This window comes from Mucilaginibacter gotjawali, assembly GCF_002355435.1.
GTDB classification, from domain to species: Bacteria; Bacteroidota; Bacteroidia; order Sphingobacteriales; family Sphingobacteriaceae; genus Mucilaginibacter; species Mucilaginibacter gotjawali.
The window spans coordinates 5,164,566-5,187,925 of the sequence record NZ_AP017313.1 but is presented as its reverse complement, the minus strand read 5'-3'; the positions used below and the strand labels follow the sequence as shown (position 1 = coordinate 5,187,925).

General features: G+C 43.3%; 17 protein-coding genes. 7 read left to right on the top strand and 10 right to left on the bottom strand.

Features of this window, described 5'->3' with window-relative positions:
- Positions 1-151 precede the first annotated feature (151 nt).
- The 4 genes from recA to MgSA37_RS22800 form a co-directional block, all read right to left on the bottom strand.
- Positions 152-1,159: a recombinase RecA gene (gene recA, locus MgSA37_RS22815; RefSeq protein WP_096355355.1), complete on the bottom strand. Its 1,008-nt coding sequence runs from the start codon at positions 1,157-1,159 to the stop codon at positions 152-154.
- A gap of 267 nt (positions 1,160-1,426) precedes the next feature.
- Positions 1,427-2,185, bottom strand: a complete 759-nt coding sequence (gene nth / locus MgSA37_RS22810) for an endonuclease III (RefSeq protein ID WP_096355353.1) — start codon at positions 2,183-2,185, stop codon at positions 1,427-1,429.
- Between the two features lie 269 nt (positions 2,186-2,454).
- The gene (locus tag MgSA37_RS22805) at positions 2,455-2,649 is read right to left on the bottom strand and encodes a hypothetical protein (protein ID WP_157750689.1); all 195 of its coding nucleotides are present in this window, start codon (positions 2,647-2,649) and stop codon (positions 2,455-2,457) included.
- A gap of 302 nt (positions 2,650-2,951) precedes the next feature.
- Entirely contained in the window at positions 2,952-3,536 is a 585-nt protein-coding gene (locus MgSA37_RS22800) for an RNA polymerase sigma factor (protein WP_096355349.1), read from the bottom strand.
- A 575-nt stretch (positions 3,537-4,111) separates the two neighbouring features.
- On the opposite strand from MgSA37_RS22800, the gene MgSA37_RS29225 reads away from it, so the two are divergent.
- Together MgSA37_RS29225 and MgSA37_RS29220 are read left to right on the top strand one after the other, a co-directional pair.
- Positions 4,112-6,286: an excinuclease ABC subunit UvrA gene (locus MgSA37_RS29225; protein WP_232010893.1), complete on the top strand. Its 2,175-nt coding sequence runs from the start codon at positions 4,112-4,114 to the stop codon at positions 6,284-6,286.
- 5 nt (positions 6,287-6,291) lie between these two features.
- The gene (locus tag MgSA37_RS29220; protein WP_232010717.1) at positions 6,292-7,059 is read left to right on the top strand and encodes an excinuclease ABC subunit UvrA; all 768 of its coding nucleotides are present in this window, start codon (positions 6,292-6,294) and stop codon (positions 7,057-7,059) included.
- A gap of 64 nt (positions 7,060-7,123) precedes the next feature.
- Here the strand turns inward: MgSA37_RS29220 and nagB are convergent, their stop codons facing one another.
- Positions 7,124-9,043 (bottom strand): glucosamine-6-phosphate deaminase, encoded by a 1,920-nt coding sequence (gene nagB / locus MgSA37_RS22780; RefSeq protein WP_096355344.1) that lies wholly within the window; start codon positions 9,041-9,043, stop codon positions 7,124-7,126.
- Between the two features lie 768 nt (positions 9,044-9,811).
- On the opposite strand from nagB, the gene MgSA37_RS22775 reads away from it, so the two are divergent.
- From MgSA37_RS22775 to MgSA37_RS22765, 3 genes are all read left to right on the top strand, one after another.
- Positions 9,812-11,686 carry a CocE/NonD family hydrolase gene (locus MgSA37_RS22775; protein ID WP_096355342.1) on the top strand — a complete coding sequence of 625 codons (1,875 nt, stop codon included), beginning with the start codon at positions 9,812-9,814 and terminating at the stop codon, positions 11,684-11,686.
- Positions 11,687-11,725: 39 nt separating this feature from the next.
- Complete coding sequence (locus MgSA37_RS22770; protein WP_096355340.1) at positions 11,726-13,384, top strand: M1 family metallopeptidase; 1,659 nt, start codon at positions 11,726-11,728, stop codon at positions 13,382-13,384.
- Positions 13,385-13,595: 211 nt separating this feature from the next.
- Positions 13,596-14,333: a head GIN domain-containing protein gene (locus MgSA37_RS22765; protein ID WP_096355338.1), complete on the top strand. Its 738-nt coding sequence runs from the start codon at positions 13,596-13,598 to the stop codon at positions 14,331-14,333.
- 129 nt (positions 14,334-14,462) lie between these two features.
- On the opposite strand, the gene MgSA37_RS22760 is transcribed toward MgSA37_RS22765, so the two are convergent.
- Positions 14,463-15,485: a hypothetical protein gene (locus MgSA37_RS22760; protein ID WP_096355336.1), complete on the bottom strand. Its 1,023-nt coding sequence runs from the start codon at positions 15,483-15,485 to the stop codon at positions 14,463-14,465.
- Positions 15,486-15,503: 18 nt separating this feature from the next.
- Entirely contained in the window at positions 15,504-17,222 is a 1,719-nt protein-coding gene (locus MgSA37_RS22755) for an ArnT family glycosyltransferase (RefSeq protein ID WP_096355334.1), read from the bottom strand.
- Positions 17,223-17,462: 240 nt separating this feature from the next.
- Here MgSA37_RS22755 and MgSA37_RS22750 point away from each other — a divergent pair, with 240 nt between their 5' ends.
- Positions 17,463-18,338 carry a c-type cytochrome gene (locus MgSA37_RS22750; RefSeq protein WP_232010716.1) on the top strand — a complete coding sequence of 292 codons (876 nt, stop codon included), beginning with the start codon at positions 17,463-17,465 and terminating at the stop codon, positions 18,336-18,338.
- 28 nt (positions 18,339-18,366) lie between these two features.
- Here the strand turns inward: MgSA37_RS22750 and MgSA37_RS22745 are convergent, their stop codons facing one another.
- Positions 18,367-20,211, bottom strand: coding sequence for a CocE/NonD family hydrolase (locus tag MgSA37_RS22745; protein ID WP_096355330.1), 1,845 nt, complete (start codon positions 20,209-20,211; stop codon positions 18,367-18,369).
- Between the two features lie 143 nt (positions 20,212-20,354).
- Between MgSA37_RS22745 and MgSA37_RS22740 the strand changes: the two genes are divergently transcribed.
- The gene (locus MgSA37_RS22740; protein WP_096355328.1) at positions 20,355-20,975 is read left to right on the top strand and encodes a class I SAM-dependent methyltransferase; all 621 of its coding nucleotides are present in this window, start codon (positions 20,355-20,357) and stop codon (positions 20,973-20,975) included.
- Positions 20,976-21,018: 43 nt separating this feature from the next.
- Here MgSA37_RS22740 and MgSA37_RS22735 read toward each other — a convergent pair whose 3' ends face one another.
- Positions 21,019-21,711, bottom strand: a complete 693-nt coding sequence (locus MgSA37_RS22735; RefSeq protein ID WP_096355326.1) for a response regulator transcription factor — start codon at positions 21,709-21,711, stop codon at positions 21,019-21,021.
- Between the two features lie 3 nt (positions 21,712-21,714).
- On the bottom strand, positions 21,715-23,358 hold the full coding sequence (locus MgSA37_RS22730; RefSeq protein WP_096355324.1) for a sensor histidine kinase: 1,644 nt from the start codon (positions 23,356-23,358) through the stop codon (positions 21,715-21,717).
- Positions 23,359-23,360: the final 2 nt, after the last annotated feature.

Sequence of the window (23,360 nt, the reverse complement as noted above, 5' to 3'; positions counted from 1 at the left end):
CGTGCGAATGATTATAATTTATGAGACAAGAATGACGAAATGTTATAACCCATCAAACAAAAAAGCCTCCCCCAGCGGGAAGGCCTTAAAACTATCTGTATAATCACCCCAAATCGGTGTAATCAAAAATTAATCGGTGAAATCCAAAAAACTAAACTTCAGCCAGGTGGTCCCCGGTAACGGTTTGTTTTATTTTAGCTTCCAGTTCTTCCATCAGTTCAGGGTTGTCCTGGATCAGTTGTTTCACGGCATCACGGCCCTGGCCCAAGCGGGTTTCGCCATAGCTGAACCATGAGCCTGCTTTTTTGATGATATTATGCTCAACCCCAAGATCGATGATCTCGCCTGCTTTTGAAATGCCTTCGCCAAACATAATGTCAAACTCAGCAATACGGAAAGGAGGGGCAACTTTATTTTTTACAATTTTAACTTTAACGCGGTTACCTGATACTTCCTCGCTGTCTTTGATCTGCGAGATCCGGCGTACATCCAAACGTACCGAAGCATAAAACTTCAAAGCGTTACCGCCTGTAGTAGTTTCTGGGTTACCAAACATTACGCCGATCTTCTCGCGCAGCTGGTTGATAAAGATGCAGCAGCAACCTGTTTTGCTGATGGTACCGGTAAGCTTACGCAATGCCTGCGACATTAGGCGTGCCTGTAAACCCATTTTGGAATCACCCATTTCGCCTTCAATTTCGGCCTTGGGTACCAGGGCAGCAACAGAGTCAATTACCAGGATGTCAATAGCGCCTGAGCGGATCAGGTTATCAGCAATTTCAAGGGCCTGCTCGCCGTTATCCGGCTGAGAGATCAGCAAATTTTCTACGTCAACTCCAAGTTTTTTAGCGTAAAACCGGTCGAAAGCATGCTCCGCATCGATAAAGGCGGCGATGCCACCCATTTTTTGCGATTCGGCTATGGCATGGATCGCCAACGTAGTTTTACCGGATGATTCAGGGCCGTAAATTTCAATTACCCGGCCTTTTGGCAAACCGCCAACCCCTAAGGCAATATCCAGACCGATTGAGCCGGTTGATATAACTTCGGTCGCTTCGATCGCTGTATCACCCAGTTTCATGATGGTACCTTTTCCGTATGATTTTTCCAGCTTATCAAGGGTTAGCTGTAATGCTTTTAATTTATCTGCGCTGCTCATCTTTTAAAAATTATGAAAACAAATGTAAATAGTATTTTTGATAAATGCTAATTATTTTAGTAATTATTTATTAGTTGATTAAGTTGGATTAGGTTGATTGAGTTAATAATAACTGTATAACTGCCCATTAGTCAACCAGGCATCGGCGAACTTAGTCAACCTATTCAACTTAATCAACTACTCACTTAATATATGTTGATTAAGTTAGGAAGTAAAAATATAAATAGCAAAAAACAAACTATTCACATAATCAACTCAATCAACCATTCACAAACCCTCAACACCTCGTTTCTTAAGTTCCTTGCTTATCTTATTTAAAGCAACCTTCTTTTTCTGCTCCTTCGTCTTTTTTACTTTAACGGCTTCCGCTTTTTTAAGCGCGGTTTCGGTATGAGTTTGCTCGTAATATTTACAAAACCAGTTGATGGGGCATTGCTCGCATTTTGGGCTGCGGGCAAGGCAAATATAACGGCCATGCAGGATGAGCCAGTGGTGAGCAACACCTAATAAGTTTTCAGGAAGATATTTTACCAGTTGCTTTTCAACGGCCAATGGCGTGCGGGCGTTGTTGGTTAAACCGATGCGGGCCGATACCCTGAAAACATGTGTATCTACCGCTATGGCTGGTGCATCAAATACAACAGAAGCAATTACATTAGCTGTTTTGCGGCCTACACCGGGCATTTTTTGCAGGTCGTCAATGTCCGACGGTACCTCGCCATGAAAGGTATCCACCAGTATTTTGGCCATACCCACCAAATGTTTGGCTTTATTATTAGGATAGCTTACACTGCGGATATAATTAAAAACCTCGTCAACGCTGGCCGCAGCCAAAGCCTGCGGCGTCGGAAAACGCGCAAACAAAGCCGGCGTTACCTGGTTGATCCGCTTGTCCGTACATTGTGCCGAAAGGATAACCGCGACAAGCAATTGGAACGGATCGCGATAATGCAGTTCGGTAACCGGGTTCGGTTGCTGTTTGGAGAAATATTCAACGAAGTTTTTGTAGCGGTCCTGTTTAGTCATTGGTCATTAGGTCATTGAGTCATTAGGTCATTGTGCCATTTTATAGGCAGACTTTTATCCAATAACTGTTCATGAAAAATTAATTGCAATAATCATCAATAAATATCAAATAGAAAAAAATTTGCAGCGGGCTTGCCGAAACAAATATACAGTCAATGACTTAATGACGCGCAGCAAATGACCCAATGACCCCAAAATAGAAAGGTTCACAAATCACCTATTGATATGGAAACCAATCGTGACCTGTGAACCAGCGATTTTTTTTACTGCTAACGGAGACTCCTGGAGTAATCCAGGATTTGATGTATGGTTTGCACTTTAGGGCTTTTTGCCAAAAGGTCCAGATCAGCGCGCAGCGAATGGTAAAACATTAACTCGTCGCCTTCCAGGTTCTCTTGCAATTCCTCGTTCACCTTAGCTTTGTTAGTTAGTAAATTTAAAGTTGTTGTAAAAGTTTCATCCATATGTTTTCTGTGTTTTTTTGGTGGTTTACAGATTATTAACGACAGCATAAATATAATATTTTATGAAGATGAAAATTAAATGAAATTTTTTTATTTAACGCTTACCGGTTGTAAATAAATTGGAGGGGAGTAAATGACAAAAGGGCTGTAAAATCTTAAATTTTACAACCCTTTTTACTTTCAGGATTTATCAGGAACGGATCAAGCGAGTGGCTTTTTTAGCCTTTTGGCATATTAATTAAGATCGTTTTAACTTAATTAACGCCGGAAAGACTAAGCAACCACTCCACCCGATCACACAATTAGTTTTTTAAACTCATTTCTTTGCTTTGCATCATTTTGCGCAAATTATTTAACGCGTACCGCATGCGGCCCAGCGCCGTATTAATGCTAACCTCGGTAATGTCAGCAATTTCCTTAAAGCTCATATCGCCGAAATGGCGCATAATCAGTACCTCTTTCTGTTCTGCAGGCAATAAATGGATCAGGGTTTTAAGGTCTTTATAAGTTTGTTCGCGTACCATGCGGTCTTCGGTACTTTCATCATAATTGCCCAGTACTTCAAAAATATCAAAGTCGTCGCCATTATTGATCATTGGCGCCCGTTTTTCACGGCGGAAATGATCGATCACTAAATTATGGGCTATGCGGGTTACCCAGGGCAAAAACTTGCCTTCTTCGTTATATTTACCCGCTTTTAAAGTATTAATAACTTTAATAAACGTATCCTGAAAAATATCTTCGGCAAGGTATTCGTCTTTTACAAGCAAGTAAACGGAAGTATATATTTTTGATTGGTATCGGCGAATCAGTTCAACCAGCCCAGCTTCGTCGCCTGCAATATAAAGATGGATGAGATCCTGGTCACTTTTCAATTGAAAATCCATAGAGATAAACTGCTAACTTAATTAACTAAATATTTTATTTAAGTAGAGTTTTATCTATATCGATTCTCTTTAGGGGTTAAGAAATTGTTATCCCAAATAAAACAATTAATCCCCGAAAAAACAAATATTATTTTTGAATGAACGCCTAAAAATGCGCTATTTAACATAATTTAACAATATTTAATATACTACCCTGGCTTTGCAATCGTTGTAAGCCATTATTTTAAAAGCCGAACACGGATTTTACAGAAGAACTGATTTTGATGATTTTCGGCGGTATGCCGGCAATTAATTTGAATAAACCTTATCAATTGTCAGGTGAATGCAAACAAATCTTTTTATCGTCAATTAACCAAATCATTTCTCAAACTCATTTGGATACTGCTAAATATTTTAGGATTTTTGCATTTTGGGGAGAAGTCCATAGTCGATGGTCCATAGACCATGGCAGAAATGGCCACCTATTACTTCACCCCAAGGAAATTTATTAAAAAAGCCCATGATCGGGAGTGAACCTGGCAGCACTATTTTGCAGCTACCATGGACCATCGACCATGGACTATGGACTTTCACGTATGAACGAAGCAGAAAAAGATCCTCAGCATCATATTATTATAAAAGGGGCAAGGGTGCACAACCTCAAGAATATGGATGTGGCGATACCCAAAAATAAGCTCGTGGTAGTTACCGGCATGTCGGGTTCGGGCAAATCATCGCTTGCTTTTGATACGTTGTATGCCGAAGGGCAGCGCCGCTATGTGGAAAGCTTGTCATCCTATGCCCGGCAGTTTTTAGGCCGGATGAATAAACCGGATGTTGATTATATAAAAGGCATAGCCCCGGCCATCGCTATCGAGCAAAAGGTGATCACTTCTAACCCGCGGTCAACTGTGGGTACATCAACCGAGATCTACGACTACCTGAAACTGCTTTTTTCGCGGATCGGGAAAACCATCTCGCCGGTTTCCGGCGGTATCGTAAAAAAAGATTCGGTTACGGATGTGATCAATTTTATTATGACACTGCCAACCGATACACAGGTTACCGTGCTTTGCCCGTTGTACCCGCACAATAACCGCAGTTTAAAAGAAGAGCTGGCGGTACTGATGCAAAAAGGCTTTGTTAGGGTTGAATTCAGAGGTAAACTCTCACGAATTGAAGACTTACTGGAAGACATGAGCATTGTTGATGACGGATCGTGGCTGGTTGAGGAAATTGAAGAAGAGGTGAAAGGCGAAAGCGGAAAGGTGAAAGGTAAGAAAGAGGAGGTGAAAGGTGAAAGCTTAAAGGCGAAAGGTAAAGCTGAAAAAGACCATGGACAAAAAGCCATAGATATCCACCAAACCGTAAGGATCGTCATTGACCGGATCACCAAAAACGAAGAAGACGAAACGGTCAGCCGCCTGGGCGACTCTATCCAAACCGCGTTTTTTGAAGGCAAGGGCGATTGCTATGTGCGTTATAAAGCACCCGGGGCCGAAACTGAAACCGAACGCTTTTTTTGCGACAGGTTTGAGCTGGACGGGATCCGTTTTGAAGAGCCGACTGCAAACTTTTTTAGCTTTAACAATCCTTATGGCGCCTGCAAGCGCTGCGAAGGTTATGGTAAGGTGATTGGCATTGACGGGGATCTGGTTATCCCCGATAAAAGCAAGAGTGTGTACGAGGGTGCTATTGCCCCCTGGCGTGGTGAGAAGATGCGCGAATGGAACGATTTGCTGGTAAAAAACGCCTTAAAATTTGATTTCCCCATCCATCGGCAATATAACCAGCTTACAGAGGCACAACAAAGGTTGTTATGGACCGGAAATGCATATTTCCGTGGGCTGGACGTATTTTTTAAGGAGCTGGAAGAACAAACCTATAAAATCCAATACCGGGTGATGCTGTCTCGCTATCGCGGCAAAACTACCTGCCCCGAATGTAAGGGCAGCCGCTTACGGCAGGATGCATCCTATGTTAAAATCAACGGAAAGTCGATCACCGATGTGGTTTTAATGCCGCTGGATAATGCGCTTGCGTTTTTTAATACGATAGAACTGAATGAAACCGACCTTAAAGTGGGCAAACGCCTGCTGATGGAGATCACCAACCGCCTGTCGTTTTTAAACGATGTAGGCTTGAGGTATTTAACCCTTAACCGTTTATCCAATACCCTTTCGGGGGGTGAGTCGCAGCGGATTAACCTGGCAACATCGTTAGGCAGCAGTTTGGTGGGTTCGATATACGTTTTGGACGAACCGAGCATCGGCCTGCACCCGCGGGATACCCAGCGCCTGATCCATGTGTTAAAATCATTGCGCGATGTGGGCAACACGGTTTTGGTGGTGGAACACGAAGAGGAGATCATGAAAGCGGCCGACCATATCATCGATATCGGCCCCGAAGCCGGTACGCACGGCGGCCACCTGGTTTTTTCGGGGACTTATGATGAAATTATTAAGGATGAAAAAAGCCTTACCGGCCGGTACCTCAGCGGCAGGGACGAAATAGCTATCCCCAAAAGCCGCCGGAAATGGAACGACTTTATTGAAATAAAAGGCGCCCGCGAAAATAACCTGAAGCATGTAAACGCCAAATTCCCGTTAGGGATTTTAACAGTAGTTACCGGTGTGTCCGGCTCGGGTAAAACCAGTTTGGTAAAACGGATCCTGGCGCCTGCACTACAAAAACACTGGGCAATTATAACGCCGAGCAAACCGGTGCCTACGATAGTATTGAAGGGGATTACCAAAAAGTTGAACAGGTAGAGCTGGTGGACCAAAACCCCATTGGCCGTTCATCCCGGTCTAACCCGGTAACTTATGTAAAGGCCTGGGACGAGATCCGCAACCTGTACGCCGGGCAGGCGGTATCCAAAGCCGCCGGTTTAAAGCCATCGGCGTTTTCATTTAACGTGGAGGGCGGCCGCTGCGATGTTTGCCAGGGAGAAGGTGAAGTGAAGATTGAAATGCAGTTTATGGCGGATATCTTCCTTACCTGCGAAACCTGCGGCGGCAAACGCTTTAAACAGCATATCCTGGATGTTACCTATAAGGATAAAAATGTATCCGAAGTGCTGAGCATGACGATTGAAGAAGCTTTGGAGTTTTTCGCCAAAGAGCCAAAGATCATTGCCAAAATAAAACCTTTAATGGATGTGGGTTTGGGTTATGTGCAACTGGGCCAATCATCCAATACCCTGTCGGGTGGCGAGGCCCAGCGCATAAAGCTGGCGTCCTTCCTGGTGAAAGGCAACAATGCCAATAAAACCCTGTTTATTTTTGACGAACCGACCACCGGCCTCCATTTTGCCGATATCAAAAAGCTGCTTAAATCATTCGACGCCCTGCTGGAGCATGGCAATACCATTATTGTTATTGAGCATAATATGGACGTAATTAAATGTGCCGATTGGGTGATCGACATCGGCCCAGAAGGCGGCGACAACGGTGGTAAAGTGGTATTTGAAGGCGTACCGGAGGATTTGATTAAAGAGAAGGAATCGCATACGGGACAATTCCTTAAGGAAAGATTCCACTGATTATTTTTTGATTACACCGATCCGTTTAAAATCGGTGTAATCATTTAACCAATCAAGTGAAATATTAAAAGTGATACCGCACAAACGCCTCCATAGCCTCATATTCGGCCATGCCCAGTTTATCATAATTACGGGCAGTTTCGCGGGTGCGGTCCTCGGCCCTTACCCAAAACTCCCTTGCATCATCCCCCGGGAATACCGGCCTGTCCTTCTGGCTTTGGTGTTTAAAGATCGCGTTGCGTTTTCTTATCACTTCCTGTGGTGATAGCGGTACGGCCATTTCTATCTCGTGGGTCTCAAATTCATGCCATGCCCCCCGGTACATCCACAGCCAGCAGTCTTTTACCCAGTCTTCGGTGGCTTTTAAGCGGTTCAATGCCGCTACTATGATATTGAAACAAACCAAATGCGTTCCGTTCGGGTCGGCAAAGTCGCCTGCGGCAAATACCTGCTGCGGCTTTACTTTTTGCAACAACTCCATTGTTAGTTTGATGTCCGCTTCGCCGGCGGTATTCTTTTTGATCTTGCCGGTTTCGTAAAAAGGCAAAGCCATAAAGTGGATATGGTCATCTTCGAGCCCTGCATAACGTGCCCCCGAGATGGCTTCTGTTTTGCGGATAAACCCTTTTACATCCCTGATCTCTTTGGTATCTACCTGGTTGGGTTTTTTGGTAGGGATAAAAGCCCGCATATCTTCATAGATTTGTTTCAGCTTGCTGTTGTCTTCGCCGATGCTCTGGTTAAAGTCGATGGCGAATTCTACAAAGCGGAGCACATCATCATCCCATACAGCCGTGTTGCCAGAGGTTTGATAGGCTACGTGCACATCGTGCCCCTGGTCAACCAAACGGATAAAGGTACCGCCCATGGAGATCACATCATCGTCCGGGTGAGGCGAAAAGATGATGGAGCGCTTCCGGGCCGGCTGTGCCCTTTCGGGCCTTTGCGAATCGTCGGCATGGGGCTTACCGCCCGGCCAGCCGGTGATCGTGTGCTGCAACTGGTTAAAAATGTCTATATTGATATTATACACAGGGCCCTGTTCAACGGCCAGCTGGGCCATGCCATGGTTATTATAATCTTCTTCGGTTAGTTTTAAAATCGGCTTGTTCACGGTTTCTGCCAGCCAGATCACGGCTTTCTTTTTCAGGCCGTTTTCCCAGTGACAGTCTTTTACCAGCCAGGGGGTATCAAAACGGGTTAATGAACTTGCGGCGGCTTCATCCAGCACAAACTCCACATGATCCGATAACTGCAAATAGGTAGCCGGTACTTCCCCGGAGATCTCTCCTTCTACTGCTTTTTTAACGATCGGGGCTTTTTTCAAACTCCAGGCCATCAGGATGATCTCGCGGGCCTTAAAGATGGTACCCACGCCCATGGTAATGGCTTTGGTGGGCACATTTGATTTACCGCCGAAATCTCTGGAGGCATCGTTCCGGGTCAGGTCATCCAGGGTGACTAACCTTGTCCCTGAGTTTGGCGCCGAGCCCGGCTCATTAAAGCCGATGTGCCCGGTACGGCCAATGCCCAGGATCTGCAGGTCCAGCCCGCCAAGGGCGGTAATCTTTTGTTCGTACTCCAGGCAAAAGGCGGGCACCTCGTCAAGGGACAGGGTGCCGTCGGGAATATTTACATGGCTTTTATCGATATCTACGTGCGAAAACAGGTTTTCGTTCATAAAGGTCACATAGCTTTGCGCTGCGGCAGCCTGCATGGGATAGTATTCATCCAGGTTAAAGGTGATCACGTTTTTAAAGCTCAGGCCTTCTTCTTTGTGCAGCCTTACCAGTTCGGCATAAACCCCGATGGGGGTTACCCCGGTAGCCAGCCCCAATACAGTTTTTTCGCCTTTGGCTTCTTTGCCGCGGATCAATGCCGCTATGCGGCCCGCTACGGCAACAGACGCCTGCTGCTGGTTGCCATACACCGTTACCGGCAGTTTCTCGTACCTCGTTTCTTCAAGTAAATTTAATCTCGCCATTGTGTTTGAGTCGTAAGTCTAAAGTCTTTAGTCCGAAGTCCTGTTTTGACTTGAGACTTTCGACTCAAGACTCCGGACTTAGAAAAAGGGTTTATAAAAAGAATGTTGCATAAAAAATCCCCGCCTAAACGAGGATTTATTCAAACCAATTTAACTATTAAAATTACCCTTACCGACATAAGGCCAAAGAATAGTCCGTTTAATGATGTTTTATGCATTATCTATTACAAACTTAATAAATTAAAATTAATATACTCAAAACTTTTTAAAATATTTTAATAAGTTGAAATAACGCAGGCATTGGATGAAATTAAACCGTTGAGGGGTTAAAAACAGAAATAAAAAACCATAAAAAAATAAATTATACAGGAATTGAAGCTGAGGCCAGGCAATAAATAATAAGGAATAGGTTAAAGCCCTTGAAGCTTTTAGCCGGAGAATAATGTTGGAGAATTTTTTTCTCCCCTTCCGGCGATCTTACTTATATCAAAGGTAACGTTGTAAAATCAAGTTACAAATTAATTACACCAACACGGGTATTCCATATACCAACAGCGTTATTCGGCATACATAATTTAAATTCCTGCCCATTTTCTTTTCGGAATGGTGCTGTGTAACAGTATTAACACAATAGCAAATGATCAATTATCTTACTAAATTAGCCTCGTTAACTGACTTTATTAAAATGGCGCCATTGTCCAATCCCCGCTTTATGTCCTTTTTGTGCCTGGTGGCAGCCGTAATCCCTTTAAAAAACAAACCGATTCCATGAAAAAACTATTTCTCCTGTTTGGGGCTGCATTATTATTTGCATCTGCGGTTGCACAGCCATCGCAAGATTCGCTGTATGTGAGGGAACACTACACCAAGATGGAAAAGTATATCACCATGCGCGACGGGATCCGCCTGTTTACGTCGATATATCTTCCAAAGGATCAATCAAAAAAATATCCGATCATCATGACCCGTACGCCTTACAGCGTTGGTCCGTATGGCGAAAACGATTACAAGCGTACACTTGGGCAGAATATGCTGTTAGCCAGGGACGGCTTTATTTTTGTTTACCAGGATGTCAGGGGCCGCTGGATGAGTGAAGGAAAGTTTGTTGATGTGCGCCCCGACATCGACCATAAAAAAACAAATAAAGAAACCGACGAAAGTTCGGACACCTACGATACGATTGACTGGCTGATTAAAAACCTGCCCAATAACAATGGTAAAGTTGGTATTGAGGGAATTTCGTACCCGGGCTTTTATTCAACAGCCTCCCTGCCTGATGCCCACCCCGCTTTAAAAGCAGTTTCGCCGCAGGCGCCGGTTACCGACTGGTTTATCGGCGATGATTTTCATCATAACGGGGCGCTTTTCGTAATGGACGCGTTTTCTTTCATGACCGGTTTTGGCGTTCCGCGTCCTAAACCCATTACACCGGCAGAATTTAAAAACCCGGTTAAATATAAGGAGAAGGATAATTATAAGTTTTACCTGGATTTAGGAGCATTACCCAACTATAAGAAACGCTATTTAGGCGACTCGGTAAAGTTTTGGGACAATATGATGGCCCATCCCAACTATGATTGGTTTTGGAAGGCAATGAATATCCGCCCGCACCTTAAAAATATCACGCCGGCGACAATGGTGGTTGGTGGTTTTTTTGATGCGGAAGATGCCTTTGGCGCTCAGCAGGTTTTTAAGGCATTGGAAAAGCAAAACCCGGCAACGCACCCTAATATGCTGGTATTGGGCCCCTGGTTTCATGGCGGCTGGGAGCGGGGCGACGGGCAGTTTTTTGGCGACCAGAATTTTGGCTCCAAAACAAGCGAATGGTTTCGCGAAAATGTTGAACTACCCTTTTTTAAGTTTTACCTGAAGGATGAAAAGATACTCGACCTGCCAAAAGCTACCATATTTATAACCGGCAGTAACGAATGGCATAAGTTTAACCAATGGCCGCCTAAAAATACAACAGAGAAAACGCTGTATTTCGGCGCCAATGGCCAGCTTTCTTTTGCTCCTCAAAAAACGAAGAACGCCGTTTTTGATGAGTATATCAGCGATCCCAATTCACCGGTTCCTTACCAGGACGGGATACAGGCAAACCGTACCAGGGAATATATGCTGGATGACCAGCGTTTTGCCGGAAGAAGGCCCGATGTGAAGGTTTACCAAACGGATACTTTAAAGGAAGATATTACGCTTACCGGGCCCGTAATTGCGGACCTGTTTGCATCAACATCAGGCACTGATGCCGATTTTGTAGTAAAACTGATAGATGTTTTTCCGGATAATTGTCCTGATCCAAAACCTAATCCCAAAAATGTAACCATGGCAGGCTACGAAATGATGGTAAGGGGAGAAGTGTTCAGGGGTAAATTCCGTAACTCTTTCGAAAAACCGGAACCTTTTGTGCCGGGAAAAATAACTGAGGTCAAATATAATCTCCCTGATGTTGCCCACACATTTAAAAAAGGGCACAGGATCATGATCCAGGTTCAAAATTCCTGGTTCCCGCTGGTTGACCGCAATCCGCAAAAATTTGAGGATATTGACCAGGCAAAAGATACTGACTTTCAAAAAGCAACCATCAGGATCTATCATAATGATGCCGCACTTTCTAATGTAAAAGTTACCGTATTAGAATAAAGGGTTACACCGATTTTTTAAAAGATTACACAGATATAAATGAAAAAATACCAGTTGTTACTTTTGGCCCTCGGGCTTCTTACGTTAAAAGCAAACGCCCAGTTGGGCAAAGCCAAAGCATTATTTACACGTGCCGATACCCTGCGGGGAGATTTATCAACCCCATTGCGTACCTGCTATGATATCGGGTATTACCACCTGGATGTTAAGTTTGATATCGAACATAAATTCATCAGCGGCAGCACGCTCTTTAAATTTACCGCCATGCAGGATTTTACCAAACTGCAATTTGACCTGTTTGCCAATTTAAAAGTTGAAAAAGTGGTTTATAAAGGGCAGGAACTGCCTTACACCCGCGAATACAATGCTGTGTTTGTTACTTTCCCGGTTACAATAGCGAAAGGCAGCAAGGATGAATTTACGGTGTATTATTCGGGTAACCCCACTATTGCTAAAAACGCCCCCTGGGATGGTGGTATCGTTTTTAAAAAGGATTCAGCAGGTAACCCATGGGTAGCTACGGCTTGCCAGGGTGTTGGCGCCAGCATATGGTGGCCAAACAAAGACCAGCAGGCCGACGAGGTGGACAGTGCCCTCATCAGTATCAGTGTTCCTGAAGGTTTGCAGGATGCGTCAAATGGCCGCCTCAGAAAAGTAACTGACCTGAAAAATGGATATACCCGTTTCGATTGGTTTGTATCCAACCCTATCAATAACTATGATATTGAAGCAAATATTGGCAAATACACCCATTTTAGCGATACTTATAACGGCGAAAAAGGAAAGCTGACGCTGGATTACTGGGTATTGACTTATAACCTTGAAAAAGCTAAAAAACAATTTGGAGAGAATGTAAAGGACATGATCAGCGCCTTTGAACATTGGTTTGGCCCTTATCCTTTTTACGAAGATGGCTATAAGCTTATAGAGGCCCCGCACCTGGGTATGGAACACCAGAGCGGCACCGCCTATGGTAATCATTATATCAATGGCTACCTTGGCCGCGACCTTTCCGGGACCGGCTGGGGGCTTAAGTGGGATTTTATTATTGTTCATGAAAGCGGGCACGAGTGGTTTGGCAATAACATCACTTCAAAAGACCTCGCCGATATGTGGATCCATGAGAGTTTTACCAATTACTCTGAATCCTTATTTGTTGAACAGCGCTACGGCAAACTGGCGGGGCAGGAATATGTGCATGGTACCCGGATATCCATTGAAAACGATCGCCCGATTGTAGGTATTTACGGTGTAAACAAAGAAGGGTCGGAAGATATGTATTACAAAGGTGGTAACCTGCTGAACATGATCAGGACGATTATTAATGACGATGAAAAATGGCGCAATATCTTGCGGGGATTAAACAAAACTTTTTACCACCAAACGGTAACTTATGATGACGTTGTTGATTATATCAGTAATCAGTCAGGCAAAAACCTGAAACCTGTATTTGACCAGTACCTGCATTATAAAAACATCCCGATACTGGAGTTTATGGTGATTAATGGTAAATTACATTGCCGCTGGCAGGCCGATACAAAAGATTTTAATATGCCCGTACAGGTGAAAATTAAGGGTGGCGAATATCAATTTATTCAGCCCACCACCCGATTTAAACCTGTTTCGATAACAGGCGCCACGAAGGATAATATAGAGGTGGATACTTTTAATTATTATATCGGGGTGCTGGTGGACTAAGCCCCCCGGCCCCCTAAAAGGGGGAAATGCATATCGAATAATGAAGTTTGTACCTAAAGGGTGAATAGTTAGGCGTGGAATAGCGGCAAAGTTTTTAAAAAAGCCACTCACTATTTACCCATCACTATTCACTTCTTGCTTTTTTATTTTCGTAACTTTAGTGCAACCTTATTGTTTTAAGTGTTGTCTTATTCAATAAAACATACAAATCATGAGATCAATTACAAGGATTTTTGCCGTAATCGTGCTGTTGGCCACTAGCGGCGTTTCTATCGCGAAATCCCATCCATCTGTAACCGTAAATTTTTCGGAAATAGTCGACCGCCATCTTTCGGGTTTTCACGCAGTTGACGTAGCGGGGTCGTTTGACGTATATATCACCCAGGGTTCAACGGAATCTGTTAAGGTAGAAGCGCCGTCAGATATAATAAGCCGTATTATTACCGAGGTGGATGGCGGTGTGTTGAAAATATATAATAAACACGATACATTTAATTGGGGCGACCTTTGGGGGCACCATAAAAAAATTGTCGTATATGTAGTCGCAAAAAACCTTAACAGTATCAGTCTTACAGGTTCGGGCGATGCCTTTTTTAAAGAGGGCATTTCATCAAACGCATTACGCTTAAGCATCAGCGGGTCGGGCGATATGACAGGCAGGGTAGATGCAAAAAACCTTGATTGCAGTATCACAGGTTCGGGCGACATGAAACTTTCAGGGCGTGCCGAAACTTCAGGGGTTAGTTTGGTTGGATCGGGCGATTTTACTGCCCGCAATTTGCTTACTGTTAACTGCGCCGTAAGGGTATCCGGTTCAGGCGATGCACAGGTAAACGTGAGTGAAAGAATTGACGCTTCAGTAAGTGGCTCGGGCGATATACGCTATACCGGGTCTGCAAAGGTTGTCAACAGCCGTAAAAGTGGCAGCGGGGATATATCGCGGTTTTAGAGATTAGTCCGAGAGTCAGTGAAGTCCGGAAGAAGCTGCAACTGACGTTTCGGCAATAATGATCTGAGTTATAAAAAAAAGACCGGAGATTAGTTTCTGTCCTAATCTCCGGTCTCTAATCTCCAATCACTAATCCTTAAACCTCCCGATCACCCTTCTTCCCAGGTCATAGGATATATTAAAGGCTTCCTGGTTGCTGGTGTAGCCGGGCGTACGGTGTACGCTCAATACAAATTTACCGCGAAGGCCTTTGTAAACGAAGGTGTTAAAGATCAGGTCGAGGCGGTTATAAAATTTCTTTTCGTAAAACGAATCGCCGAAATTGACGTGCGATCCTTGTCCGGCATAAAATTCATCAAAAATAGCAAAACGGCTAAAGCTGCCATAAGCGCTGGCGATAAACCCTTTTGGTGTTTGCAGGCCATCCACGCCGCGGGTTCTCTCCATTGATATCATTACCCCAGCTTCAAATGTTAAGGAATCGAATGCTTTTTGTTTATGGCTGAAATCAAGCCCCAGTTTAACCTGTCCGCCGCCGTTATCCTGTATATGGTCATCAGGCCTCAGTATAGCCGCTCCGGCATTATGCTCCAGTAAAAAATAGTGCACAATGTAAAACGGCCCCGTTAACGATGGTTTGTACTTGCCTTCAAACCCAAATAAAAACTGCTCGCGGGCGGTATCGGTTTGACGGCTCACCCAATCAATCCAGCCGGTTTCCATAAAATGAGAAGTTTGATATTTGGCCAGCAAACCTTCCACATTAGGGCGGTAATATTGCAGTGTATCATTCAATAGCGCCCTGGGGTAATTATCAAGCAAGCCAACTCTCGGAAACTCACCCGCCATAAATTGCCATGTGTTGCTTTTAAATTTATAATAGGCTACAGGGTTTACTTTTAAAAAGAAAGGCACGGCACCAAATTCATGGATACCATTAGCGCCAACTATAAAATGGTTTAAGCTATCAATATTTAACCCGAAATCAAGCTCGGTACGCATGCCGGAATAAGTGCGCGACCGGGCAACAAAGTCTTTATACTCCCGGTTATCCAAAAAGCCAAGGCCGCTAAAATTTACGTCGACGCTTTGCGCCAGGGCAGCGCTTCCCGTTATAATTGAAATCAGTAAGGTAAAGTAGAGTTTTTTCATTGTTTAATAATAGGGGTTTTATTTAACTGTAAAGGTAATAATTCTGCCATTTTTGCTTCCCGGGAACGGATCGGTACGCAGCGAAAACAGCAGATCGTAACTTCCTTTCTCCAACGGGGCATTTAATGTAAAATTATAACGGCCGGTCTCACCGGGTTTTAAATTTATTTGATTGAAAGTGCTGTCGGCTTTTTGGGTATTAATAATGTTATCACCCTTAAAAAAACAAGCCTCCAAAACAACAGCATGTGTATAACCCTTGTTGCTAAAGCTGATGGCATAAGGATAAGGATTTTTAAAAGTTAACTGGAAATTGGTTTTATCGCCCGGTGCTTTTGTTATTTTGTAGGTCGGGGTTTCGAAAATAATTTGCTGGTAGGTACGGAAATCGTCAATCCAGGCGGTGTACCAGGTACCGGCAGGCACTTTTATAGAATCGGTCGTTAATCCTTTTATCGGGAACCAATTTAAGTAAAATACCTTTTTATGCTGAAGGCTGTCCTCCATGGGCCAGATGTCAAATTGTGTGCGGCGATAATAGCGGGTATCGTAGGCAAAACATTTCAGGCTGTTGGTATAGAAATCGTATTTCGCCGGGTTTTGGAAACCCTCGCTCATGACTACATAATGTTCGCCGGCTTTTTGTTTTACCACGTGAGCCCAATCTTTAAAGCCATAATAGCTTTTTAAATGGCCATAAGTCCTTGCAAAGCCGAAGCCGAAAATAATGATCAGCCTAACCACCAATATCAGGCTCAAATTAACCATGGCCAATGGGAAAAGCCATTTCGGCCTGCCGTTTTGCTGTTTAAAATGGATGAGCACCAGCATCACTAAGGGAGCAAACAGGATGAAAGTCCAGTGCGGTTGTACCTCGCCGCGGCTGCTGCTAAAGAAAAAGAATAAAAACGTACCAACACAGTTTACCATTAGGGTGCGCACAAAGGCATCTTTTATTTTGGTGGTAAAAGCTTTGTAAAACAGGAACCAGCCAATCAGCGGGCCCGCCATAAACAGCTGGCCGGGGATATAGGAAAAAGTATCGGTGAAATCATAAGTGCGGGCCGAACGTTCGAACAAATGATAATTGATGGAAGGATAACCGTGATTTGCCTGCCATAATATGTGAGGCAGGTACAGGGCGCACGACAGGATAACGATGGCCCAAAACGATCCGCGCTTTAATAATTTGATATTTGCAAGCACCGTAAACCCGATCAGTAACACCCCATTGTATTTACTGTAAAGCAGGCAGGCGATAACCACGGCCAATATTATTGCCAGGCTCCATTTGTCCTGTTCAATATATCGCTGGTATACGTAATAAAACAGCACGGTAAAAAAGAAGAGCGGCCCATCCGGCGTGATGGTAAATCCATAAATATGGAAAATAAAGATCCCTGATACAACTAATACAAAGGCCACGGCATCAACCGCATATTTTTTTAGGATGAGCCAAAGCAAATAAACAGAGGCAGAACTGGCCAGTACGGTCAACAACCTTACGCCAAACTCATTATGGATTAATGCATAGCCAAAGCGGATAAACAACGCCACCATGGGCGGATGGTCAAAATAACCCCAATCCAGGTAGCGGGAATACAGCCAGTAGTAGGCTTCATCGGCCTGCAGCTCAAGGGTAAAAGCCTGGATGGCATTCAATATCGTCCAAAACAACAAAAAATAGAGAATGATCTTGCTGGATTTGGCCGAGGTATATGAAACGTTATCTGGCATTAATGACTCCTGGATTTTTTCGGTGTAAAGTTAGCATAATAGGTAAAAGGCTGGTATTTGCGAAATAGAATTAATATAGCTTATTTTTATGTTGTATTTAATCACAATTCATTCATGGCGCAATCAAATGTAGATAACAACACAAGTGTGTTTTGTTATAAATTCCCCGGCGTTTTATTTTTGATATTGATTTGTATTATTTCCATATCGTGTAATAACAATAAATCACACTCAGTACAATTGGTATCAAGCACAAGGATAATCCCCGCCAATGCCTGGAAAGCCCCCAATTCAACCACTATCCCAAAAAACAAAACAGGTGATATGATCCGGTACGGCAAAGAACTGCTGGCCCATACGGCAAAATATTTTGGCCCCAGGGGAAGTATTGCCCAATTATCAAATGGGATGAATTGCCAGAATTGCCACCTGGAGGGTGGCAGCAGACTCTTTGCCAATAACTACGCTGGCGTACTGGCGAATTACCCAAAGCAGAGTTATCGAAGCGGTAAAATTCAGCCGCTTTCCGGCCGGATAACCGATTGTTTTAAGCGCAGCCTGGCAGGTAAAGTTCCCGATACAAACGGGAGGGAAGTACGTGCTATGATGGCTTATATCAATTGGATAGGGCAGGGGGTGAAAAAAGGTAAAAAGCTGTTTGGTTCGGCAACAGAAAAGCTCACGTTTTTGAAAACCCCCGCTGACCCGCATAAAGGACAGGCTGTTTTTATATCTAAATGTAAGGTTTGCCATGGCGTTGATGGCGAAGGTTTGCTTGCGGCAGATCAACTCACCTACACCTACCCGCCGTTATGGGGCGATCATAGTTATAATAATGGCGCAGGTATGTACCGCATCGGTAACCTGGCCGGTTTTGTAAAAAACAATATGCCTTTTGGCGCAACATACAAGAGCCCGCAGCTAACGGATGAAGAAGCCTGGAATGTAGCAGCGTTCATCAATTCTCAACCCCGGCCCCATTACGACCAACGTAACGACTGGAAGGATTTGAAAAACAAACCGATAGATTTTCCATTTGGGCCTTATGCTGATAACTTTAGCGAAATGCAGCATAAATACGGGCCGTTTGGATTGATGAAGGCTGCGCAAAAATAGATTTGACAACTGCGCAAAAGTTGTCAAACTATTGCATCACCGGCAAAACTATACTACTCGGGAAAATTGCCGAATGATAAACTTTTTGCGTCGCCGGTTGATAGTCGCCTGCTTTAGCTTCAAAAATATTGGGTACATACTTTTGCGGATTCCGGTCAATCACCGGGAACCAGGTGCTTTGTACCTGTACCATTATTTTATGCCCTTTCTTAAAAACATGATCGGCGCCATGCAGATCGATGCTGTATGCTTCCACTTTTCCGGGCGTTATGGGTTCCGGCTTTGTAAAGCTTTTCCTGAACCTGCCGCGAAATACATCATCGGCAATCATCAACTCATAGCCCGACATCTTTAACTCTTTTTTATAATCCTGCGGATACACATCTATCAGTTTAACCACCCAATCCGCATCGCTGCCGGAGGTTGACGCGTATATTTTTGCCAGTACATTCCCGGTTATGGTAACGTCTTGTGTAAGGGTATCAGTTTGCCAGGTTAAAACGTCAGGGCGGTTATCAACAAAGCGCTGGTCCTCTGTCAGCCAGTAATACCAGCGGGAGCCCGGGCCGTAGGTTTCTTCAATTGGTCTTTGCCGGTAAGGTACCGGTTTGGAAGGATCAGAAACATAACTGTCAAAGGATTTTATTTCAGCCGCAGAGGGTTTTTCAAAAGATAGCTTCCCATCGGTATGAAAATAAATGTTTTTGCTTACAGCCTCCTTTGGCGGCCAGGCGCTATAATTCATCCATTTATTTGAGCCTGTTTGAAAAGAAATAGCCTCGGCAAAATTACCGTCACCCTTGCCTTTTAAATACCATGCAAACCATTTAGCCTGGATCTCTTTCCTGAAATAAGTGCCCGTGGCCTGCCCGTCAAATTTAATATTGCCCAGGCTGGTACCATCGCCACCGGCCCAGCCACCATGTCTCCATGGGCCTAAAACAATAAAATTTTTGTGGTTAACATCTTTTTTCTCCAAAGTTTTGTAAGCGGTTTGCGGGCCAACCATATCTTCCTGGTCCCACCAGCCGGATACGTGCTGAATAGCGGTTCTGGGGGTATCTAAGCGGTAAGCCAGCGCTTGTTTTTGCCAAAAACTATCGTAGTTGGGATGTGCAATAAAGTTGTTCCAGGTTGGCAGCGTATTGTGTGCATATTTTTTATTGATGTTTGAGAGTGTACCCAGTTTAAGGTACCAGTCATAGGTATCGTATTGTCCGAAATTATACAACGAGTCCGTTTTTGCAGCCTCAGTTAATACCGAATATTCAAAACCATAGCTTAAACGGAAAGCGCCGTTATGGTGAAAATCATCATTCATAAACATATCGGCCGGGGTGGCCTGTTCTGATACTGCTTTCAAAGCAGGATGGGGATCAGTACCGGCAATAATTGCCGTCCACCCATCATAGGAGATGCCGTAAATGCCGGCCTTTCCGTTGTTGTCAGGGATGTTTTTAAGTAACCAGTCAATGGTATCAAAAGTATCGCTTGCTTCATCAATTGCCTTCGGATCTTTTTTATCGCGGTTAAAACGCTGCATTTCAAATTTCCCCTGTGATAAATACCTGCCACGGATATCCTGGGCAACAAAAATATAACCCTCGTCGGCCATATCTTTGATATAACCTTCCCTTTCAGGGCTCGGGTTTTCACTTACACCATAAGGCGTCCTGGTGATTAAAAATGGTAGTTTTTCTGCCTGATTTTTTGGGGTGTAGATAACGGTATGCAGTTTAATTCCATCCCTCATGGGTATCATCACTTCCTGGCGGCTATATTTATCGTCAGGTTTGGTGGGCTGTGCAAAAAGGTTAGCTGAACATAAACATAGTATACCTATAAATGTGATCTTTGTGAAAAATGTACTCATAATTGCTGAATTAAGGATGGATGACTAAAGATAGGGAATTAGTTGATTAGGTTGAACAGGTGAGCAGTCGATTCAGTTGAATTGCTCTCTTTATTAAAACTTAATCAACCTAATCTAACTTAATCAACCCAATCAACTCAAACATGGCCGCCAACTACAACAACTCCGCATGGTTTTACGACGGGGTTTCTCGCCTGGTATACGGAAAGGCTTTGATTAAGGCGCAGGTTTACCTGTTACGGTTTATTCCCCCCAATTCGAATGTTTTGATCGTTGGCGGTGGCACGGGCTGGATACTGGAAGAAATTGTTAAAATTCATCCATCCGGTTTACAGTGCACCTATGTTGAGGTTGCGCCAAAAATGATGGCCCGTTCAAAAAAACGGGATACAGGTAACAATCAGGTTGTTTTTATAAATAAAGCTATAGAAGATATTCCTTTTCTTCCCGGCTTTGACATTGTGGTCACGCCATTTTTGTTTGACAATTTTACCGAGCAAACATTTAAACAGGTATTTAATCGTATTCACTCCCTATTAAAGCCGGGCGGTTTATGGCTCAATTGCGATTTCCAATTGAAAGGAAAATGGTGGCAAAGAGAGTTACTAAAATCGATGTTTTTATTTTTCAGGCTGATTTGCAATATCGAAGCATCGGCGCTGCCCGCTATTGAGAAACAGTTTGAGCAGTATGGTTATGAAACCATCGCCTCACAAACGTTTTTTGGAGAATTTATAATTTCAGAAGTTTTTAAAACGAGGTAGAGACGTGATGCATCACGTCTCTATGAATGTTTATTTTAGAATACTATCCCGCGTAAACAAACTTGTACCCAATCCCCCTTACGGTTTGCAAATATTGCGGCGAATCGGCATTGGTTTCAATTTTTTTGCGCAGCCTTACAATATGCATATCCAGGGTGCGCGTATTTACGTCGGCATTATAGCCCCAAACCTCCATCATCAGTTCTTCGCGGTTAATCACCTTATTTTTATTTTTAAGGAAATAAAGCAAAATCCGGTTTTCAAGGATGGTTAATTCAATTTTACGGCTGTCCCTGATCAATAAATGCGTATTGGGCTGGTGCTCCATATTTGCAAATTTGTAGGACTCAGATTTGTCGGTATTTAATGAAAATTTGATTTTACTATCTATCATCGCCACCAAAACATCCATGTTAAATGGTTTGATGATATAGTCTGACACACCAAATTTATAAGCTTCAATTTTGTCGATATCCTGGCCCTTGGCGGTCATCATAATTACCTGTCCTTCGTAACCGTTGTTCCTTATGCTGGTGCAAACCTCCGATCCCTGTTTACCGGGCAGCATCCAGTCCAGCAATACTACATGGGGGGTTTCTGCCAAAACTACTTTTTCACCATCATCGCCGTTAGGCGCCTCCAGTACCTTGTACCCTTCTGATTGTAAGCGTTCAGCTACCAAAAAACGCAGGTTCTCATCATCTTCAACCAGCGCGATCTTAATTTCTTTGTTCATAATTCAATTTTCATAAGGCAAGGTGACGATAAATTCCGATCCTTCATTCACTTTGCTGTTAACAGATATGTCTCCGTGCATAAAATTTACCAGTTCTTTACAGAAAGCTAACCCAAGGCCGACACTCCCGTTTTGATTATACTGATTTTCTATGCGGTAAAACTTTTTAAATATATTATTCAACTCGTTTTTTGGGATACCTATACCCCTGTCGGCAAAAGAAAAAATAATATCCCGTTTTTGCTGCAAAACATTAATATTCAACACTTTTTTACTTGGATGTGAATATTTATAGGCGTTTTCAATCAGGTTTTGGAAAATACTGCCCAAAAGCACAGGGTCGCTATAAAACGAAGTAACCCCATGAGCCTTAAAGTTGATTTTAAAGTCAGGGTATTTTATTTTAAATGTTTCAATATATTTCGTCACAAACGCTTCAACGTCAATTTCCTCCTTTTTAATATCAATCGATTTATTTTCAAGCTGGGTAAATGACAGAAGTTTATTCATCAGGTCATTTAGTTTATCAGCTTCTTCGTTCAATATCCTCCCATATTGTTTACGTTGTTTATCACTCAGCCCGCCCTCGGCGCTAAGGTTTGATCCGGCTATTTTAATTACGCTCACAGGTGTTTTAAACTCATGAGTAAAATTATTAATGAAATCATATTGCAGCTTGAATAATTTAAGGTTTACATTCAGGTTGCGGTAAATCAGCCACCCGATCAGCACTAAAAAACAGTAAATCAACAATACCATCGCGGCAATAGGCATAAACCGCCGGTTGGTTTCTGCCGTAAGGTAATCGCTATCAGACCTAAAGTAGAGTTTAAAGTCAGCAAACGCCCCTGGCAAAGCAGCTTCGGTTACCAGGTTATTGTTACCTGCATCCAGCGGGTCATAAACCACCGGTTGAATGCTTACATCCTGGTAAAGTTCTTTATGTGTGTTCTTAACCCTCAGCGAATAGGGGTCTAAGAAAAAAGTCATAATATTTTGCTTGTAATAGGATGTCGGGCTACCATTTTTTATCAATTCACGGTAGTTTTTTACATCTGTGCGCCTGGGAATATTTGAATAGCTGATCTTCCCTGATTTAATATTATAAAAGGTATTAAATATCTCGATCTGGGACGACTCTCTCGAAGTATCTGAAAAAGCGATATAATCACTCAGCTTCACAGCCATTTCTTTAAAATCATCCTCATCGTTTGTATTCCATACCCTGATGCCCTTTACCTGCCCGTTTGCCGGGGCATACTGGTACATTTGGTTGATAGAGACACCGAGGTTATCCCTTAATACCGTGCTGTTTTTTTGACTGCTTATCCGGGCATCATAGAACACTATTTTCTGTACAAAAGGAAAGTTATGAAAAATTGCATCAGCGTATTTTGCTGCAGAAGTGGAGTCTAAAAATCCCTGGTATGAGGTGATCTCCGGGATTTTATTTTGAAACAGGTCATTATAGGGCTTGATGGTTTGCTCTAATACATCAATTTTTTTTGAAGCAAATTCATTATCGATATTTTTAGCGTTAAAATCATACGAAATAAAAAGTGCGACAACAAAGATCACCGAAATCAAAATAAGGAAAACAACGACCAGCGAAAAGTTTTTGCGATAAATGCTTTTTGACTTGTTCATAA

Bases quoted from the DNA above. Each gene is read 5' to 3' on its own strand.
- recA (WP_096355355.1), bottom strand. From the start codon at position 1,159: ATGAGCAGCGCAGATAAATTAAAAGCATTACAGCTAACCCTTGATAAG.
- nth (WP_096355353.1), bottom strand. From the start codon at position 2,185: ATGACTAAACAGGACCGCTACAAAAACTTCGTTGAATATTTCTCCAAA.
- MgSA37_RS22805 (WP_157750689.1), bottom strand. From the start codon at position 2,649: ATGGATGAAACTTTTACAACAACTTTAAATTTACTAACTAACAAAGCT.
- MgSA37_RS22800 (WP_096355349.1), bottom strand. From the start codon at position 3,536: ATGGATTTTCAATTGAAAAGTGACCAGGATCTCATCCATCTTTATATT.
- MgSA37_RS29225 (WP_232010893.1), top strand. From the start codon at position 4,112: ATGAACGAAGCAGAAAAAGATCCTCAGCATCATATTATTATAAAAGGG.
- nagB (WP_096355344.1), bottom strand. From the start codon at position 9,043: ATGGCGAGATTAAATTTACTTGAAGAAACGAGGTACGAGAAACTGCCG.
- MgSA37_RS22775 (WP_096355342.1), top strand. From the start codon at position 9,812: ATGAAAAAACTATTTCTCCTGTTTGGGGCTGCATTATTATTTGCATCT.
- MgSA37_RS22770 (WP_096355340.1), top strand. From the start codon at position 11,726: ATGAAAAAATACCAGTTGTTACTTTTGGCCCTCGGGCTTCTTACGTTA.
- MgSA37_RS22765 (WP_096355338.1), top strand. From the start codon at position 13,596: ATGAGATCAATTACAAGGATTTTTGCCGTAATCGTGCTGTTGGCCACT.
- MgSA37_RS22760 (WP_096355336.1), bottom strand. From the start codon at position 15,485: ATGAAAAAACTCTACTTTACCTTACTGATTTCAATTATAACGGGAAGC.
- MgSA37_RS22755 (WP_096355334.1), bottom strand. From the start codon at position 17,222: ATGCCAGATAACGTTTCATATACCTCGGCCAAATCCAGCAAGATCATT.
- MgSA37_RS22745 (WP_096355330.1), bottom strand. From the start codon at position 20,211: ATGAGTACATTTTTCACAAAGATCACATTTATAGGTATACTATGTTTA.
- MgSA37_RS22740 (WP_096355328.1), top strand. From the start codon at position 20,355: ATGGCCGCCAACTACAACAACTCCGCATGGTTTTACGACGGGGTTTCT.
- MgSA37_RS22735 (WP_096355326.1), bottom strand. From the start codon at position 21,711: ATGAACAAAGAAATTAAGATCGCGCTGGTTGAAGATGATGAGAACCTG.
- MgSA37_RS22730 (WP_096355324.1), bottom strand. From the start codon at position 23,358: ATGAACAAGTCAAAAAGCATTTATCGCAAAAACTTTTCGCTGGTCGTT.